This is a genomic window from Desulfomonile tiedjei DSM 6799 (assembly GCF_000266945.1).
In the GTDB taxonomy this organism is placed as follows: domain Bacteria; phylum Desulfobacterota; class Desulfomonilia; order Desulfomonilales; family Desulfomonilaceae; genus Desulfomonile; species Desulfomonile tiedjei.
This window is the reverse complement of record NC_018025.1, coordinates 893,504-909,490: the sequence shown is the minus strand read 5'-3', so window position 1 is coordinate 909,490 and position 15,987 is coordinate 893,504. Positions and strand designations below refer to the sequence as shown.

Annotated in this window: 16 protein-coding genes; all 16 read right to left on the bottom strand. The window is 49.4% G+C overall.

All coding sequences use genetic code 11. The features are described 5' to 3' along the window. Positions 1–2 precede the first annotated feature (2 nt). Complete coding sequence (gene cas7c / locus DESTI_RS03965) at positions 3–1,037, bottom strand: type I-C CRISPR-associated protein Cas7/Csd2 (protein ID WP_014808677.1); 1,035 nt, start codon at positions 1,035–1,037, stop codon at positions 3–5. Continuing rightward, the gene (gene cas8c, locus DESTI_RS03960; RefSeq protein ID WP_014808676.1) at positions 1,030–2,883 is read right to left on the bottom strand and encodes a type I-C CRISPR-associated protein Cas8c/Csd1; all 1,854 of its coding nucleotides are present in this window, start codon (positions 2,881–2,883) and stop codon (positions 1,030–1,032) included. The genes cas7c and cas8c overlap by 8 nt, the downstream gene beginning before the upstream one ends. A 2-nt stretch (positions 2,884–2,885) precedes the next feature. Further along, positions 2,886–3,629: a type I-C CRISPR-associated protein Cas5c gene (cas5c, locus tag DESTI_RS03955; RefSeq protein WP_014808675.1), complete on the bottom strand. Its 744-nt coding sequence runs from the start codon at positions 3,627–3,629 to the stop codon at positions 2,886–2,888. 22 nt (positions 3,630–3,651) lie between these two features. Beyond that, entirely contained in the window at positions 3,652–5,973 is a 2,322-nt protein-coding gene (locus DESTI_RS03950; protein WP_014808674.1) for a CRISPR-associated helicase/endonuclease Cas3, read from the bottom strand. A gap of 128 nt (positions 5,974–6,101) precedes the next feature. Continuing rightward, positions 6,102–7,130, bottom strand: a complete 1,029-nt coding sequence (locus tag DESTI_RS03945) for a helix-turn-helix transcriptional regulator (protein WP_014808673.1) — start codon at positions 7,128–7,130, stop codon at positions 6,102–6,104. A gap of 119 nt (positions 7,131–7,249) precedes the next feature. Then, positions 7,250–9,079 (bottom strand): DUF4430 domain-containing protein, encoded by a 1,830-nt coding sequence (locus tag DESTI_RS28390; protein ID WP_014808672.1) that lies wholly within the window; start codon positions 9,077–9,079, stop codon positions 7,250–7,252. 24 nt (positions 9,080–9,103) lie between these two features. Continuing rightward, the gene (locus DESTI_RS03935; protein ID WP_041285945.1) at positions 9,104–9,412 is read right to left on the bottom strand and encodes a hypothetical protein; all 309 of its coding nucleotides are present in this window, start codon (positions 9,410–9,412) and stop codon (positions 9,104–9,106) included. Between the two features lie 17 nt (positions 9,413–9,429). Beyond that, complete coding sequence (locus DESTI_RS03930; RefSeq protein WP_014808671.1) at positions 9,430–10,074, bottom strand: 4Fe-4S dicluster domain-containing protein; 645 nt, start codon at positions 10,072–10,074, stop codon at positions 9,430–9,432. After that, entirely contained in the window at positions 10,071–10,547 is a 477-nt protein-coding gene (locus DESTI_RS03925) for a 4Fe-4S dicluster domain-containing protein (RefSeq protein ID WP_014808670.1), read from the bottom strand. The genes DESTI_RS03930 and DESTI_RS03925 overlap by 4 nt, the downstream gene beginning before the upstream one ends. A 1-nt stretch (position 10,548) precedes the next feature. After that, positions 10,549–12,012: a hypothetical protein gene (locus DESTI_RS03920; protein WP_211213736.1), complete on the bottom strand. Its 1,464-nt coding sequence runs from the start codon at positions 12,010–12,012 to the stop codon at positions 10,549–10,551. Further along, entirely contained in the window at positions 12,003–12,326 is a 324-nt protein-coding gene (locus DESTI_RS03915) for a hypothetical protein (protein WP_014808668.1), read from the bottom strand. The genes DESTI_RS03920 and DESTI_RS03915 overlap by 10 nt, the downstream gene beginning before the upstream one ends. Positions 12,327–12,337: 11 nt before the next feature. Continuing rightward, a complete protein-coding gene (locus DESTI_RS03910; protein WP_014808667.1) occupies positions 12,338–12,523 on the bottom strand; it encodes a hypothetical protein in 186 nt (61 codons plus the stop codon). Continuing rightward, complete coding sequence (locus DESTI_RS28385) at positions 12,520–13,605, bottom strand: 4Fe-4S dicluster domain-containing protein (protein ID WP_052315992.1); 1,086 nt, start codon at positions 13,603–13,605, stop codon at positions 12,520–12,522. The genes DESTI_RS03910 and DESTI_RS28385 overlap by 4 nt, the downstream gene beginning before the upstream one ends. A 14-nt stretch (positions 13,606–13,619) precedes the next feature. Next, entirely contained in the window at positions 13,620–13,784 is a 165-nt protein-coding gene (locus DESTI_RS30590) for a hypothetical protein (protein WP_014808665.1), read from the bottom strand. Between the two features lie 55 nt (positions 13,785–13,839). Continuing rightward, the gene (locus tag DESTI_RS03900) at positions 13,840–15,519 is read right to left on the bottom strand and encodes a reductive dehalogenase domain-containing protein (protein ID WP_014808664.1); all 1,680 of its coding nucleotides are present in this window, start codon (positions 15,517–15,519) and stop codon (positions 13,840–13,842) included. A gap of 28 nt (positions 15,520–15,547) precedes the next feature. Beyond that, the gene (locus DESTI_RS03895; protein ID WP_014808663.1) at positions 15,548–15,910 is read right to left on the bottom strand and encodes a hypothetical protein; all 363 of its coding nucleotides are present in this window, start codon (positions 15,908–15,910) and stop codon (positions 15,548–15,550) included. Positions 15,911–15,987: the final 77 nt, after the last annotated feature.

Here is a 15,987-nt window from a genome sequence, read left to right as displayed (position 1 = left end):
TGTCAGTGTGCAATCACCATCTCTGGAACGACATCCCATTGGATATGAGCCTTTCCGTTTTCGCCTGAAAGAACAAACCCCACCTGAACGCCCTTTGGTAATTTGCTCTTGTCAAAAAGGACTCTGTAATCAGAGAAAGACCTAGGAACCTCGACCTCGTCCCGTTTCCTAACATCTATTAGATCGAACAACTTATGAGCAGGTGCGCAACCCAGCTTGGCCTGTTGCTTGCGTTGATCGGAGTTGGTGTCAGTACCAATATGTTTGAAAACAACAATGGGCTCCCGAACGGACATGATTCCTTTGCTCGCCGAACGGTCGTGCTCGAACATGTTCAGCAGGGCGTCCCAGAAGATGCTCAGGTCTTGTTCGCTGAAACCAGTTCCCTCGGCCAAGTGCGCACTGATGAAGCCCTTGGCAACGTAAAGGCCATATGGAATCAAGTTTTTGCGCCCCATCGTGCGAAGTTGATCCTCTGGCTGAATTTTCTCCCATTGTTCGAAATCTTTTGATCCTACATCTGGCCCTTTTATCTCGTTGTCGGTCACGGCCATGCGCGTGATAGACAAATCCAGCGGTAAAATGGGATCAACAGAGCGGGCAAACGAAAGCTGAACTGCACCGCGGATTTGTCCGGCATTGGGTCCAGTGCTCAGCACTGCGCCAAAAGTCCGCACGTCATAGAAATTTGAGCATAGCCATTTTCCGGCTGCCGCGGCCTTCTCGCCGTTGGTTTTCCATTTCTTTTTCTTTTCGTCGAAAGGCGGCATACCGCCGCTTTTCTCGTGAGCTAGTGCAATTTTGGTGTTGAGGTTTGTCCCATGCTGCACAAAAATCCCATATGGGAGAATATTTTGTTTGGCGATTTGAACATAATTCCGAATTCTACGTTTTTGAGCGACATCAGATACTAATCCACGCATGTCCTCAGGATCGATGCGCGGGGAATTGCCTGCGTCAGGATCGCCATTGGGATTTCCGTTTTCACAATCAAACATGTACATGAACTCATAACGGTTCCCGATTGTATTACTCATCTTGTCCTCCTTTATCTTCACGAAAGGCCATTTGTTGGTAATACCCTAGAGCAAAGAGGCTCTGTTTCTCCAGATCAAGCGTGCGTGGAGGGCCATCTCCAAGTAGTGCCCATATGCTGGATAGCCTTTTCTCATACCATCTGGCCAGAGGCGTCTTCAGTTTACTCAAATGGAATTGACTCAAACGTGTCAAACGGCCGAGAATGAGAGCAGGCGTGGCACTGGCCGCCGCGTAGTACCGCTGCACAATTCCCGCTCCCACATCAGGCAATGCAGCACGTTGTACATCGGCGAGGACTGCCATGAGTCGCCCACAGTGGTAGGCCGAACTCGGATGATCCTCATTCAATCCAGGTTTTAGAGTTCCACTCATGAGATTTCCTCCATTAATCCTATGCTTTCTTGTGTGGTATGCTTTCAACAAACCCATTCGCGTCTGAAGCAAAGAAATGAACAATCCTACGTTCTCATTGGCATTCAACGCCGCTTCAAGCGTTCCGTTACTCACGAACGCATTGTGGAGTGGAACGAGACGTGAGACCACCACATGAGGTATACCGGTGCCGCGGATAGCAGCCTGCCAGAGCCCCATCCGTGCAGGCCCAATGGACGCTACCCAATCCCGATATTCTTGTTTGTGTTTTCGTGGAAGGAGGAGACTTGTCAACACTGTTTCAAGTTTCGGCGATTTTGTCGGCGGATTTCCAAAACAGTCGACAATGGCAAGATCATCGAACCAGCAACTCACATTCTCCACCAACTCTTCGAAAGCGCCTTCCATCCAATCCCGCACCATAACTCTCCCCGCTGCTCCAGAAAGCGTGAGAGCATAATAACGATTATTTAGGAGGTCGATACGTTTACCTGTGCGGATGCTGTCAAGAAGTTCTCGTGCTCTTTCCTCAGCAGAAGCTTTTTGCAGATTCGGATCATCTTGAAGCCATGATAGAGGATCATCGGGCGGCTCGATCTTCTCCTTAAACCAATGAACGATTTTCATGCCAGCCAAAACGTGACCATTTTTCTTAATGAGATGATTGAGAGCATCCCGGTAAGCTGTGGCAGCTTGCTCAGAAACCGCGGCATTAGCAGATTGTTGCAAGTCGTACGAGCAGAAAGCGTCTTTATCAAAGCCTATGAGAGCATCTCCGGATTGCAGGCCGCCGACTTTTTCGAGACCTTTAATTTTGGGATGCGTGAGCAGAGGCTCGACCAGTTCACCGCTCGCAAAACATCGCATCACCCCGGTGGCAGTCTTCTTTGGTCCTGCCTTTTTGATTCTCTTTTCAGATTTGGTATCAGCCAGGTTCTTTCTGAAATTCCGCCACCACTCGTGCCATTGATGGGATTCGACAGGAAATGCATTTCCAATACGGAAAGTAACCTTGTCATTCGCCTGTGCTTTTTGCCTTTTCAGGTCTCTGCAAGCTTGTTTGATCACATCTTGATTCGAAATGCAGTCAGCGACAGTCATCAATTGGCTCATTTCTAAGGCTGCCTGACGAAGCAAACTCACAAAAAACTCATGTTTAGCATGAGAGCCTTCATCAGGGGTGATGTAATCGGAATCCTTCTTCGCGGGATCGAACAGCATCACCACTTTAGCGGTTTCTACCAAAAAATGGCATTTGGTGGTGCTCCCTAAAACGAGTTCGGGCTGGCTGAGATCCGGGCATTTGGGGAACGTTGTCCCCAGGTTCTTCTCTGTGTTTACGTCACCGAGCTCAATGACCCCTTGGTATTTTCCGTCTTGGCCGCAGATGACTGCCCAACGAACGTCTTTAGACGCGAAGCCGGGCTCGGGTTCAAGGTTTTCCGCGGCGTATTTCAGCAACAACTGAAGCATTATCATCCCCCTAGGTGTGGTTTAAGCACCTCATCGTTGTCATAATCCGGAATCTCGACAATGCCTTGACGAACCTTGCATTGGAACAGACTTATATTGGGCTGATCGTCACTTGTCCCAGGCTTTGACAGATCAAAGACATCATAGAGCATTAGGCCGATATCGATATCAATCGAGACTGGCTTGGCAGCGTCCGAAAGGACTTCTACTAATTCAAAATAGGCGGGGAATTCACGACAACCAAAATAGGGCTGGTATATACACTTACCGTTTCGGGAGCGTCTTCTGAACTGAGCTTCGAGCGCAGGGAGGCTGCTTTCAAAGCCTTTCCAGGGACGAATCTGAGCATGCAGACGATATCGAACGTCTTTTAGCGCCATCGTCTGCCGCTGAGTGCGCCCTTTCTCGTCGTTTCCTCCCACAGCATCCTTCGTCGCATCAGCCAAAATGGGTTTGGGATTTTCCTTTCCCGTAATCCATGCAGGTTTGACGGAGACTTTTTCTTTTACTTCATTCCTGCGCAAAGCGATGTACTTCGGAGGATTTAGAATTTCTATTTTGGTCACCTGCCATCTAAATTCGGCTCGTGTTGGATCTTTATTAGGTTTGCAGTAGATTGCATCAAATATCCCGCGAGCAGCCGATGGGGTGATAATGGGGTAGCTGAAACGTTCCACTTTAAATTCCGGTCTGGAAAAACAGGCGAACTCGCCCCACACCTCCAGAACTTGATCGTTCGGACGCATATGACCTCCTTTGTGAACTTATTTAGGCTATCAGGCAGTCGCTCAATTCAGAGGGGACGACTAACCCCGTCTCTGAACTGTAGTGACGAGCCTCAAAATAGACGAACCAATCCCCAGAAGGCTTTCTGCTCTTTAGCGGAACAGCTTCCAGATATAGCCAGAGAGGGTGATCGGGCTTTGGCCGAAACATCCCTATGGTATATGGCCGCGCCTTGGCAATCCAGTGCCTCGTGATACCGCTTGCCAATGCTTCATTCCGAAGCTTCTGAAAGGTTTGATGATCATATGGGACTAACACGTTGATGGTATCACTGTCGATGATTCGATATAGGTCGGCCACTTTTGTGAAATCTCTCAGGTTAAGAGCATCTTTCAGAGGCCTATTCTGGCTTTCCATGTCCAACAAATCATATAATCGGCAATAGTACTCGTGGAACATTCCGGGTGAGTGTATGTCCACGTCCGAGTTCTCTAATTCATTGAGGAACATTCGGGTTACCTGAGCTGCCCGGGAGTAAGCCCCATCTTGGGGATACGCTTCGTCGTCGGGCAGAAATACGTGCACCGTACGGAGCCCGAAGTTTCCTTTGCGGTTGCATCGTCCCGCTGCCTGCGCAATGGCATCAAACGGCCCCAATGCTCTGAAAACTGTAGGAAAATCTATGTCGACGCCAGCTTCTACACATTGGGTGGAAATGAGACGGCATGATTTATCTTCGTTTAGACGCATGTTTATCTTTTTTAGTACTTCAGTTCGATGAGCAGGGCACATATCCGTGGACATATGAAACAAGCCTTCCAGGCTTTTCTTTTTGAGTTCTCGATATACGGTCAGCGCGTGCCGTTTGAGATTCACGATGCATAACAACTGACGTTCCTGTGCTAAACGATCTGCCAGATCGCTCCACGATATTGGGTGATTAGACCATTCGACGGTGGTTCTTTTCGCGCGCTCAAACAGCCTTAGTTCCGCGGAGACTATTTCTTTGGGCTGCCATCCCGCTTTACAACTTTTCTGAACAGCCAAATGCAGATGACGGAAAGCAGGTTGTGTGGCTGTGGATAACACGACGGTGGAATCGTACCTTTCCACGAGTCTGGAAAGGGCCGCCAATGTGGGGATTGCTTTGTCAACTGAAAACGTTTGAACCTCGTCGAAGAGGATGACGCTTCTGGCCAATCGGTGCAACTTGCGACAAGCGGCAGAACGATTTGCAAAGAGAGACTCCAAGAATTGGACGTTGGTAGTGACAACAATAGGCGCATCCCAATTCTCGGCGAGCAATCGACGCATACGGCGGCTCTCATCCTCCATATCATCATCGCGACCTCGAGAGTCTTCCCCAACTTGTTTCGTTCCGGCCAGACTGTGGTGCTCCAGAATGTAATGCTCCGTATTGCTGCCATCTTGGGCAAATTGAAAGACCGTTCGATATGCGCTAACGGTCTGCTCAATAATACTCAAGTACGGGACCACCACGACGATTCTCCGGAGGCCGTGCACAAGCGCATGTTTCAGTGCAAAAGCGAGCATGCTCAGTGTCTTGCCAGTCCCAGTCGGAGCCGTTAGAGTAAATAGCCCTGGAGGGCGAGACGCTTCCACGATACATGCCTGCAACAAGTCTGCTCTGAGCCTTTTCACGACCAGAGAAGCATCTGATTTTGCTGAAAGGTCGTCCAAAAAGAGTGACAGAATGTTCCAATCTCTCTCTGCATTTAGAGCAAGGCCACGTTTGCGAAAGCATCTTTCCCCCGTGACTGCCGGTTGAAAATGCGCCTCTGTTGCCAGGAAGTCGGCATCAACCAGCGCCGAAAATAACATGCGAATGTCCAGCATTGCTGCCACATTTAAATCGTGGTTCTCCAATAGGGAAGTGTGAATTTCCTGCGGCTCAGGCAGTTGCAGGCTATCGTCATGAAATCTAGTGAGCAGTTCTTCCCAATCGGCCTCGGAGATTCGCAATTCCAAAGGATGGTTCTTCTGCAATTCCCCAAGGTTCAATGTCCTCAGAGTGTCATTATCGAGTTGTTGCAAGCCCACATGGTGACCTTGAATTGCCAATGCTGCAGCAATGCCCTGCTGCTTAAATTTCATCAGAGCAATCCAGGCGCCTGCTGACCAATGGTCAATGCCTTTCTCTTGGCGTGGATTTTCCAGACGCTTCTGAAAAAGACTGCCGTACTTCCCGATGTCGTGAAGCAGGCCAACAACATTGGCTTCGGCTGACGCGCCGAACACAGAGGCGAATTCTTGGGCAAGAGCTGCTACGTCTTTAAGGTGTTCCCGCAAATAATCGACTCTGTTAAATCGATTGGCTGAGTGTGCAAGGTAGACGTCGGACATTTATGTTCTCCGTTGATGGATACTAGAAAACTTCAAAGGGAGTGTAGATTGTCCACACCGTGCTTCGTTTTATGAAGGAGTCATTTTTCATCATGATCCCCCCATTAGTACCAGACATGTTTGTCACATCAGGACAAACGTGCAGGCATTTTTTTCGTGAATGCCTCTCCTGCAGCGAGTGGTTTGTCATAATTTGCCGCCGCAGCCCGGAGCTCGTCTCTTATGCGGTTTTTCAGAGAGTCCGGTTCAATAACTCTAGCGGCTGAGCCAAACCCGAGAATCCATGAGATGATTTCATAGTTGATGGGTACATTGAGAAAAATCTCAGCTCCTCCATCCGGGAGTTCCCTGACTTCCTGCGTTGGGTGAAATATTCGTTCACGAATGACGTGAGCAGCAGCCGAGGACACACTAATTCTTATTTTCTCAGGTTCTCCTCGCATTACGTTGAATGCGGTGCGGAGATAGTTTTCCAGGTTGAAGTCTCTCGGAAGATGAAACTGCTCATCCAGAACATTGAAATCCTTGATCCGATCCATAGCAAAGGTGCGAACAGTTTTTCTCAGATGGCAAAAACCTATAAGATAGAACCCTCCGTTCATGACCCAAATTTGATAAGGATCTATCTTTCTGCGGGTTTCATTGCGTGCAGAGACGGCTTTATACAGGATTTCTACACACCTCTTCTTGGCAGTAGCCTCACTTATCTCTGTGATCGCTTCCCTGCATGAGGTGAAATCCTTGCATGAAGCAAAACCGATTTTCAACCGGCCGGAGATGTTTTCCAAATACCGAAGAGTTTCAGGGGATAGCACTGTCTTCACTTTGTTGAACAAGCTTTCAATACTCTCCTGGAATATGGTTCCTTCAAAAATGCTCAATATGTCTCGACTCATGTGGAGACTCATGAGTTCGGTGGCTGTCAAGGGCAGTGGGAAATCTTTTCTAAAGGTGTCTACGAGCTTCCAATAAGAACTCTTCCCCACTTTTTCAGTGTAAATAGGAAAACCGGCCTCTTGGATTGCTTCAAGATCGCGGTAAATAGTTCTAAGTGGGATTCCTAGTTCATGAGAAAGTTCGTTTCCGCTGAGGCCTCTTTTATAGTTCTCTATTAGCCTAATGATTCTCCACTGACGAGCCAATTGGGTTCCTCTCATCACAAAACCCCCCGGACAACACGTTTCATGAACGATCAGGACCCTTTATTTATACTGTTTTTATGAAGTGAGGCAAATAAAAAAGTAAGTCGAAAATTCAATCTCTGTGGAGGAGGAGGCTACTTTCGGTGCTGAGGACTCCGGTAGAAGAGGAGTTTGTCTCCATCGTTCAGGACGTATTCGTCAATGTTGCTATGAACCCTTTTGTCATTGACTTCGTACCACCAGGAGCCGTTCGTGTTGTCCTCACTTTGGCCGTTTATAGATACCAGAATTAGTCCTTGAGCAGTCTTGACTGTTGTATACTCTATCGCACCACTTCTTCGGGCTCCTTCAAGGGCGGAAACGAGCACCGGTTTACGGAGTTGAATTCTCTGTCCTTTCAAGTCAATAATTTCTGCTCCGGAACACGTTACCAATCCTTCCCAAGGCACAAGCTTTTCATCTTCTATGCGAACACGAACTGTAATCGGGTGGCATTGCTCTACAGTGACAATTTTCTTAACCGATCTTATGCCGTTGGATTTTTCCGCATGCAGAGAATATGTTCCCTCTTTGGAGAAGTGAATTGTACTCACCCCATTGCTTGAACTTTGTATGCCCTGATCCACAACAAGAGCGTAATTGGGGCAATCCTTCCAGGAGCCTGTTTCATCGTCGAACTGTGTCACTCGTACATGTGCTTCTTCCCCGGGGCAGAGAGAAAGAGTACACAGTTCCAGTTTCAGAGTACTTCTGCAGCCCTCAGGATCGTAGAACCAAACAAGCTCGTCTCCGCTGGCAAGTTTGAGGGAATCAGCGGCAGACATGGGAAGAACATCGTTTATTCTGAATTGCCAGACATCTCTATCGCCCTGGATGGATTTCAAATAAGATGAATCTTTCACTTGCGTAATTTCATGTTCAATCCCGGCCTGCATGCACGCTTCCACAAGGACTGAGAGCGGCGTGGCAGATGATGATGGAGTGGTAATGGGGCAGTGAACCAGCGTGTGATCCTTTCCTTCGATTCGCACATCGACCGTAATCCAATCCGAGAGAGCGGGATGAATGGGATAGTATTTTCCGAGAAGACCGGTTACAGCGTGAGCGGTCATCATCAGCTTGCCGTCCCAAGAAGTCTCCGTCCATTTGAAGGACCCGTCCGTCTCCTGAAGTTGCAGCAAATGTGCTACCACACGGTCATGCATCTTCTCGGAAAGAATATCCGTCGAATAAGCCGAACAAGCTTGCATGACCAGGGAATCCGTCGCAGCATTGGAGGGGACAAACAGATAGGGAAATCCTCCGTCAGAATTCTGAATAGTCTTCAGATAATGAATCGCCCTCTTTATGGCTGCGGAATCTTTGGGGTGTCCGGCTGCCAGAAGGGAAATGACAGCGGTAGCAGTATTATCAGGACCTATTTCGATGCCCGTGGTTGATGCGCCCCAGCTACCGTCCGGATTCTGGTGTTCAAGTATGAAGCGAACCGAAGCGGCTACGTATGGAGAGTCCGATTCCTCTGCTGCAATTAAGGCGATAGTCGCCCAGAAATCGTCACGTAGAGAGAGTTCGTCGCCAAACTGATCGTTCCTGTAATTCGATTTGATTTTCTCAACTAAATCGGTTCCCTGCCAATTCCGAGGATTCTCGCCAACCGAGACGAGCACCAGAACCATCCTGATCCAATCAGAAGGTGTGTTTGTCAGGTTCCGCTTTCGGAGATAATCCATGGGAGTCTTACCGTTCTTACGCCAATAGCGAGGATCCTGCCCTGCAGCAGCTATGGCCATCATTACCCATTCAGTAAGACCGCCCGGACCGAAACCGCCATCATCCAACTGCGCTGACTTGAAGTAGTTTAGAGCGGCAATGATTTCCGGGGAACCTGCGTCCAGAGCTTTTCCAAAACTGGCGAAGGAAGTAAGGGAGATGATGATGACGATGAGAACCACAAACTTCTTCATGCGCCCACCTTCCATTCCTCTGTTTCACGAGAAAGCTCGGCGACTTTCCATTTTTTTTGCTTCCAGATAGGGCTCAAGGCCCTGGGGGCATCCTCTCGTGCAAGCTCGACATCCGGTGCAGGATGTAATCATGTCACCACGGCCGCTTTTCGCTGCTTTCATAATGGCAACGGGATCGCAGCCGCGCGAAAGCATCGGGCAAAAGGATTTACACTGTTGGCATTCGGTGCACAGAAGTACCTGGACATGTCTAGTTAAGCAAAGATAGACCACCAGCAGGATGACCGTGCTTATCAAGAGTACGGTGCCGGCAGTATATGCTGCAAGCAACATAGATTCCTCCTACATATCTACTCAGCAGGTCTTGTAGATATTTTCTCTCCTGCAGCTTTGCTCACACTCAAGATTGCACCGACTCTACATACCGCAAAGCATTTTCCACTTCTGGGACAGCCTGTGAGGTGGATTGCCGGATAGAAAGCGCCCTGCTTGTCAATTTTCATTTTGATAACTCCATGCTTGATGACAGGGCATACATCCATGCAGCGGGTACAAAAGGGATACAAACAGTCCTGCACACCATAGCGCCGAGAAGCTGCTTTGGCTTCCACGAGAAGTTTGAAGAAATCGACACTCTTACTGATACCGGGAACTTCTCGAAGTATTTCAGACCCCTTCACCTCGTCCTGTTCTAATGACACCCGGTAATCGGCAAAATCTCCCGGTCTAATGACTATCTTCGTACAGTTTCGCACAGGCTTTATCATGACTACCTGCCGATTTTGGGTATCGTAACCAAAAACTGCAATCCTGTCGGTCGCTGCTTTCTCATGTAACGTGATATTTATGGAATCCGAATCAAATTCGAAAGACGATTCGGTTGCCCTTACGACTGGGTACAATCCTTCCGTAATAATCTCGGGGGATTTCTGGAAGATGTAACAGAAGCCCGTCAGCACCGCAAAAGCTATAACCAAGATGAGCGCTCTGTTCACCGAAATCCTCCCTTCTCGGACAATTCCTGGGCGATATCCTTTATAGGAAGACTGATGGGGCACTGTTTCGAACAATTTGCGCACAAGAAGCAATACTTTGCCGCGTGTTTCGCTTTCATGGCTATTATCGTTACCTCGGTTTCCTCAGGAATACCCGTAATTCGAGCTTCTCGGGCTTTCATCTTCGTCTTATTCACCGAGACGAGCATCTCCGGATCTAGGGCTTCTGCTTGAGCGAGCCTGAGCCGAAGGCGTGTTGCGGACATATAGTGATCGGGGTCGTTGACAAGAGCGGCGATTACAAAACCATAAGGATCTATCCCTGCGGGACACGCTAGTCTGCAAATATTGCAGTTGTAACACGTAATCGTCCACGGGTACCCGGAGAGAAGAGCATTCATGGGAAAGAGGCCCAAGAAGAGAATTGCCGCACAGCTAGAGCCTACATTGAAATAAAAAAATACCCGTTTCATTTTACATTATCCACATCAGCACAGCCGAAAGGAGCCCACTCAACAAACCTCCGGGTCTGTAAAATGATTGTCCCAGGATGAGGTTCGCTGCAGCGCCGAACACCAGGCCAAATCCCGCAAACACAAACAGCTCGTCTGCCCACGACATCTGGAACGAAAACCCTAAAGAAGTGGCGATCAGAGATGCCACGGGCACACCAACTAGAATACCAAGTTGCAAGGGTTTTCCTGCTATTCCCGGTTTAATCCCAAGGTTTCCTTCCGCTATGCCCCCTATTCCTCCTAGAGGTGAGGAGGAGCAAGAAGCTGCACAACTGAGAATAAAGGCGATCAATAGGCCACTGAATGCTTCTGGATGATTCGTGATCTCAGCGACTTCCTTGCCGAACATGACGACTCCCGGCAAAAGCGCTGCTACCATGACTCGGCCGCAAGGCATAGGGAATATAATGGGAAGATAAACGAGGAGTATCGATACTCCCAGAAAACCAAGGGGTGTATGTAAAGCAAGGTACCGGAGAATGAAAACAAGCGTATCGAATGCGCCGGTGACAACAAGGGCGCCGGCCATGATGAATCCCGCTATCATCGCAGTGATAGGATGAAGAATTATGCCCGCAATCAGGTCATGAAGGGATACCTTTCCTAAAAACACAATCACCACTGTCATTCCGAGTAGAATAGTCTGAATTGGGATGGAAGGTTTCAACATAAAGACAGCAATAAGACAGACGACGTAAAAGAAGAAAACATAATAAGCAGTACTCGGCAGTTTTCGTTGGTGAATAACGGTTTTTTTCAATGTCTCAGGCCTGATTCCTATCTTTTGCCACAAACCGACAGCCACCATTGTAACCATCGTGATGCCCATGATTGCCAATTGCTGAGGCTTGATGAAGCTTCCCTGGAGAAATCCTCCCAGCCCTTCTCCCATCATTCCAATGCCTCCAAGAGGGGATGGCCCGCAGGAAGCCGCTGCATTAGCGATAAGACCGAAGACTATAACGGGTAGCAGTACGGGATTTGCATGTCTTCGAGCAAGGTCGACTCCGAAAATGAGTGCTGCCGGCATAAGTGCTGCGGCCCAGATGCGTCCGCACGGCATGGCAAAAATGGTCGGGCTGTTTACCAACAGGATGACGGTTCCGGACAAACCGAAAAAACCTTTGGATAAGCGGACCAGAATAGCGCCAGCGGCAGCAAAGCCACCAGCAGCTTCGACTGCGCCGGCCAAGAGAAAACCGCCAATTGTAGCAGTAATCGGATTCAGTGTTGTCGTGGTGAGAAGAGCAGGTAGATGAACATCCGTGCCGAATACCTTCGCCAGTACCAGGAGCAGCAAGGCTCCTCCCAGTAATAACGACTGGAGTGTCAAGATTCTTTGGGGTATCCACAGACGAACAGACGCCAACATCAGCATGAAAAACCATCCCAAAGAAAGCGCGCCGACCAGACTTAGAGACACCACGACACCCCTTTTTGCGCAATAACTCGGTCGGCACTCCTGATGAGCGTCACGACATCACCCGTCTTTATTTTTTCCATGCACGCTGCACAAGGACTCATTTCCGCTTTCTCAATCTTACCGTCTTCCAGTTCGATGAGCAGGAGGATTACGGCAGCCCTGTTATAGGCACTGCAATCGGCCGGCATTCCAACCTCCATCACTCTCCCGCGCTCTCTGGAGAAGTATGAGTTTCCTATGCTCCACAGAACTACGCAAAAGCCGATAAACATGAGCAACCACTGGGTTACATCATGAATCACAGAATAGACCATCGCTAGTGCTCCTATCTTCCGCACTTGAGCATTACCCAGGTCCATGCGCCGATGACGATTCCGAATCCGATCGTGCTGACGAGAATCGGACGAATTTCTCCCTCCGAAATCGTCGAGCCGATGAAAACGATTGCAAGCGCTATGACGAGGGCCTCGACAGTCCATCCTATCCATTCGTACCATCTAATGCCCATCATTGAGGAGTCTCCTTCGGTAAGGTGTCCACCCATTGACCATATCCCATCACATCGTCGACTTTGACCAGGAGCCAACGACTGAAGGAGGAGCGTGATGCGAGGAAGATTCCGATTCTGTGGAGCAGATTATCAGGCTTGTTCCAAGGACAACTCGTCATGCACGTAAGGCATCTGATCCAGGAGTTTTCGCCCTTGTACCAGTAGTTGAAACATTTCTCCATGTCTACCGGCCATTTTGAGACACCTCCCGACAGAGTCTCACTACCTTTGGGTATGGCTTTAGCAGGGCAGGCGAGAGCACATTTGTCACAGAGTTGACACGTCTCAGTTATGCCGAGAGCTTTCGGTTTGTCCGGTTCGAGCGGAAGGTCCGTAGTGACAATGGAGATGCGGCAGCGAGGTCCGAATTCCGGGGTTATGAGCATGCCGTTTCTCCCCAATTCCCCTAGACCGGCATCTATCGCTATTGGAATGGTCATCACCTGGCTCCAGCTCTCATAGTGGGCGCGAGCCGGATAACCTTGCTCCCAAATGGCTTTTGCCAGGAATAGAGCCACTTTTCCCCCGGCACGGTAGAAATCCAGCGTGGCTCTGGTCGCAAGCATTGCCTTAATGTTGTCTTCCTGCTCCTTGCACAAGTAATAAGGGAGAGCTTCAGCTATTACAACGGCGTACTTGTGATCGAGCGGCACGCCTTTGAATTTCCATCGCGGATCCAATTCGCATATCCCCACGAGGTCCGCTCCCAGTGATTTAGCCACATCCTTGATCTCAAGGGATTTGGCCGATCGGTCCGTTACGACAGTCTTTATGGCGCTGACGGGCGCCTCGAGAGGAACGCTGATGGACTCGTTGCAGATACCCTGAAACGAAAATGTTCTATCCTTCGGTCCGTTATATTCCGGCGCCATTAGGGCGGCAAAAACAAGTTTCGGATCGTTTGCTTGCTTCACCTCTCCGGCAACCAGGTAACCTCCCCGGAGATTTGTATCCATGGGAAGCAGGAGCGCTACCCAAAAAGCAAAGAACGCAAAGCTCCCGGCAAGGATCACGGTTTTCCTCGTATGTTCTCGTGATAACATCCTGTTCCTTCTTCCTAGGAGACAAAGTGAACGAGAAGCCCGCTTATCAGCCCGCCGAGTATGCCCTCAAGATTCCAGACAAACGAGCCGAGAGCGACGTTAAAACATGCACCTGCGATTCCTCCGGCAATCATCATTACCAGGAAACCTAGGTCGTTATCTTTATTATCATTTGCCATTTTGCTGTCCTCAGGGCAGGTCCTTGAAGGAACCGGCCCTGGAGTATTGCAGGAGCTACCAAGCGTAGCTGTTCGAGCGCGGATTGCATGCAGTGTCGAACCCGGCACCGCACCAAGTTTCAGGTTCTTGGTTTCTAGCTTCCTCCGGAAGCATCTTCTTGAGGGCATAAGCTACCATCGGACTTCCAGCCACCCCTGACAGGACGGTACTTCCTATCATTCTCACAGTTGGCCTCAGGTTGAGTCTTGGAGCACCCTCTTTGCCATCCTCATATCCCAGGATCTTTCTTCCCCAAGGATCTTCCCAGGTCGGCCATTTGCCGAAGGTTGGTTCCGCCAAGTCTTTTGAAGAGTAGAAAGGATTGGTTATGCCGATCCCTCCTTTGGCAACGGCCATGATGCCATCAGGATTCTTTTCGCGATAAATACGGCGGCCTTTTTCATCTTTGGTTCCTGTAGTAAACCATTCTTTGCACCAGTCTCCTTCAGGATACTTTGCATTCGCCTCACGCAGCCGCGTACGTCTGTCGGTCATCACTTGTTGCAGGCCGTGCCTGTTCCAACGTGAATACAAAAGATAATCAAGATTTAAGATAAATCTCCTTCCTATGCTGGAACGACTCACCATATACCGGCCCAATTTATGAGCTGGAGTAGTAGTATCCTTGACAAAGGGACAGACGTCCCTGCACAGAGTGCACGTGCTAGCATCGGTCACATTGTTCAGTCCGACTACTGTCGCACGCCTACATTTCCAGAAATTCGGTTTCCAGGTACGAACTCCCATGAATTCCATCTCTTCTATGGGTATCGCTTTCATGGGACAGTAATCGATGCATCTCGTGCATTTCTCACAAATGTCTGCAACGCCGATATGTATCGGCTTATCCGGAATGAGAGGCAGATCGGTCGTTACCGCATTGATACGCACGTTGCTTCCCCAGTTGAGGGTGATCAAATTTCCAAAACGCCCGTATTCTCCGAGACCTGCCATAATGGCTAAGGGAACGCTCTTTACGTAGGCGTTATTGTGTCCCCACGCGTGATAGCCCATCATGCGAACCATTTCCGCGATGTGACCGGCAACGAAGTCGTCATCCCAGTAGTTCTTCGATACCTTGCTATAGTATCGTATGGAGTCGACATTCCATCCCGTGGGGTAGGGATGCAAGGACTGTTTCTCTTCGTTAACGGTTACGATGGCGTACCGATGCTCTGCAGGTTTGACCTGCAATGGATAACCGAATGAGTCGTCTTGGAAGAACCAGACTTCAGGATTCGGCCCCAAATCCGCGATTCCGACATCAACCGCTCCCAGGTACAGTGCCATCTCCTTAACGAACTTCGTGAGCGTAACCGGGTCCGGCAGGTCTACTTTCTTCGGATTAACCGGTCCCCAAAACCCTTCAACCATTTCAGGAGCGCCGAATCGGGTCGTATTGTGAATTATCGACGCAAGTTGAGGTATTTCCTTTCTGTGATTGACCATATCGAACGTGGTCCCTTTCGGGCCTCGTGAAGGCTGATTACCGTAAATAAATGACGCAAAATCTTTGATGCTAAGTCTTTGAAGATTTTTGATGTCATTCCCAACGTAAGGAATTGTCCCCAGGCCTTGCTCGGGGGGATAGATTTTTCGTTCACCGATTTTGAATGGGGTCCCCGTGAGCAGCGCTCCCCAGATGCCCCACCACACGAGGAATGCCAGCACGCCTAACATACGCCTGTCTTTCATTGGTACGTTCTCCTGTCCAATCTTCCGGCTAGGGGCTCCCGAAAGGACCCTGTTCGTGTTGTGGCAGAAATCCGATCAAGTAGATGAAAAGTATGGCCCAAATCGCGAAAGCGATTGCCAACCCAATATCTTGTTTGCCAAGTTTGCTCCCTAATGCAGGCCTATACCCCAGCAAGATCCACACTCCCGGAGCGCAGAAGAGAATGGTCAACACGATCATCACCCATCCACCTCGTGCTTCGTCTTCGAGAAACTGGGTGACCGTGACCAGGATAAACGTGGACACGAGACCTACCTCTAGAAGCCAGCCGAGCCACTCGTACCACCGTAGGGCGAATAACCGGGATGCCCAGTTCGGAATCGGTCTCGGTTGACTGACTACTGATTCCATTGCTTACCTCCTTTCGATTCCGTGCCTTTCTTATTTTCACAACGACCGCAAGCACTTCGGCCGTTGCCGATCCGTTT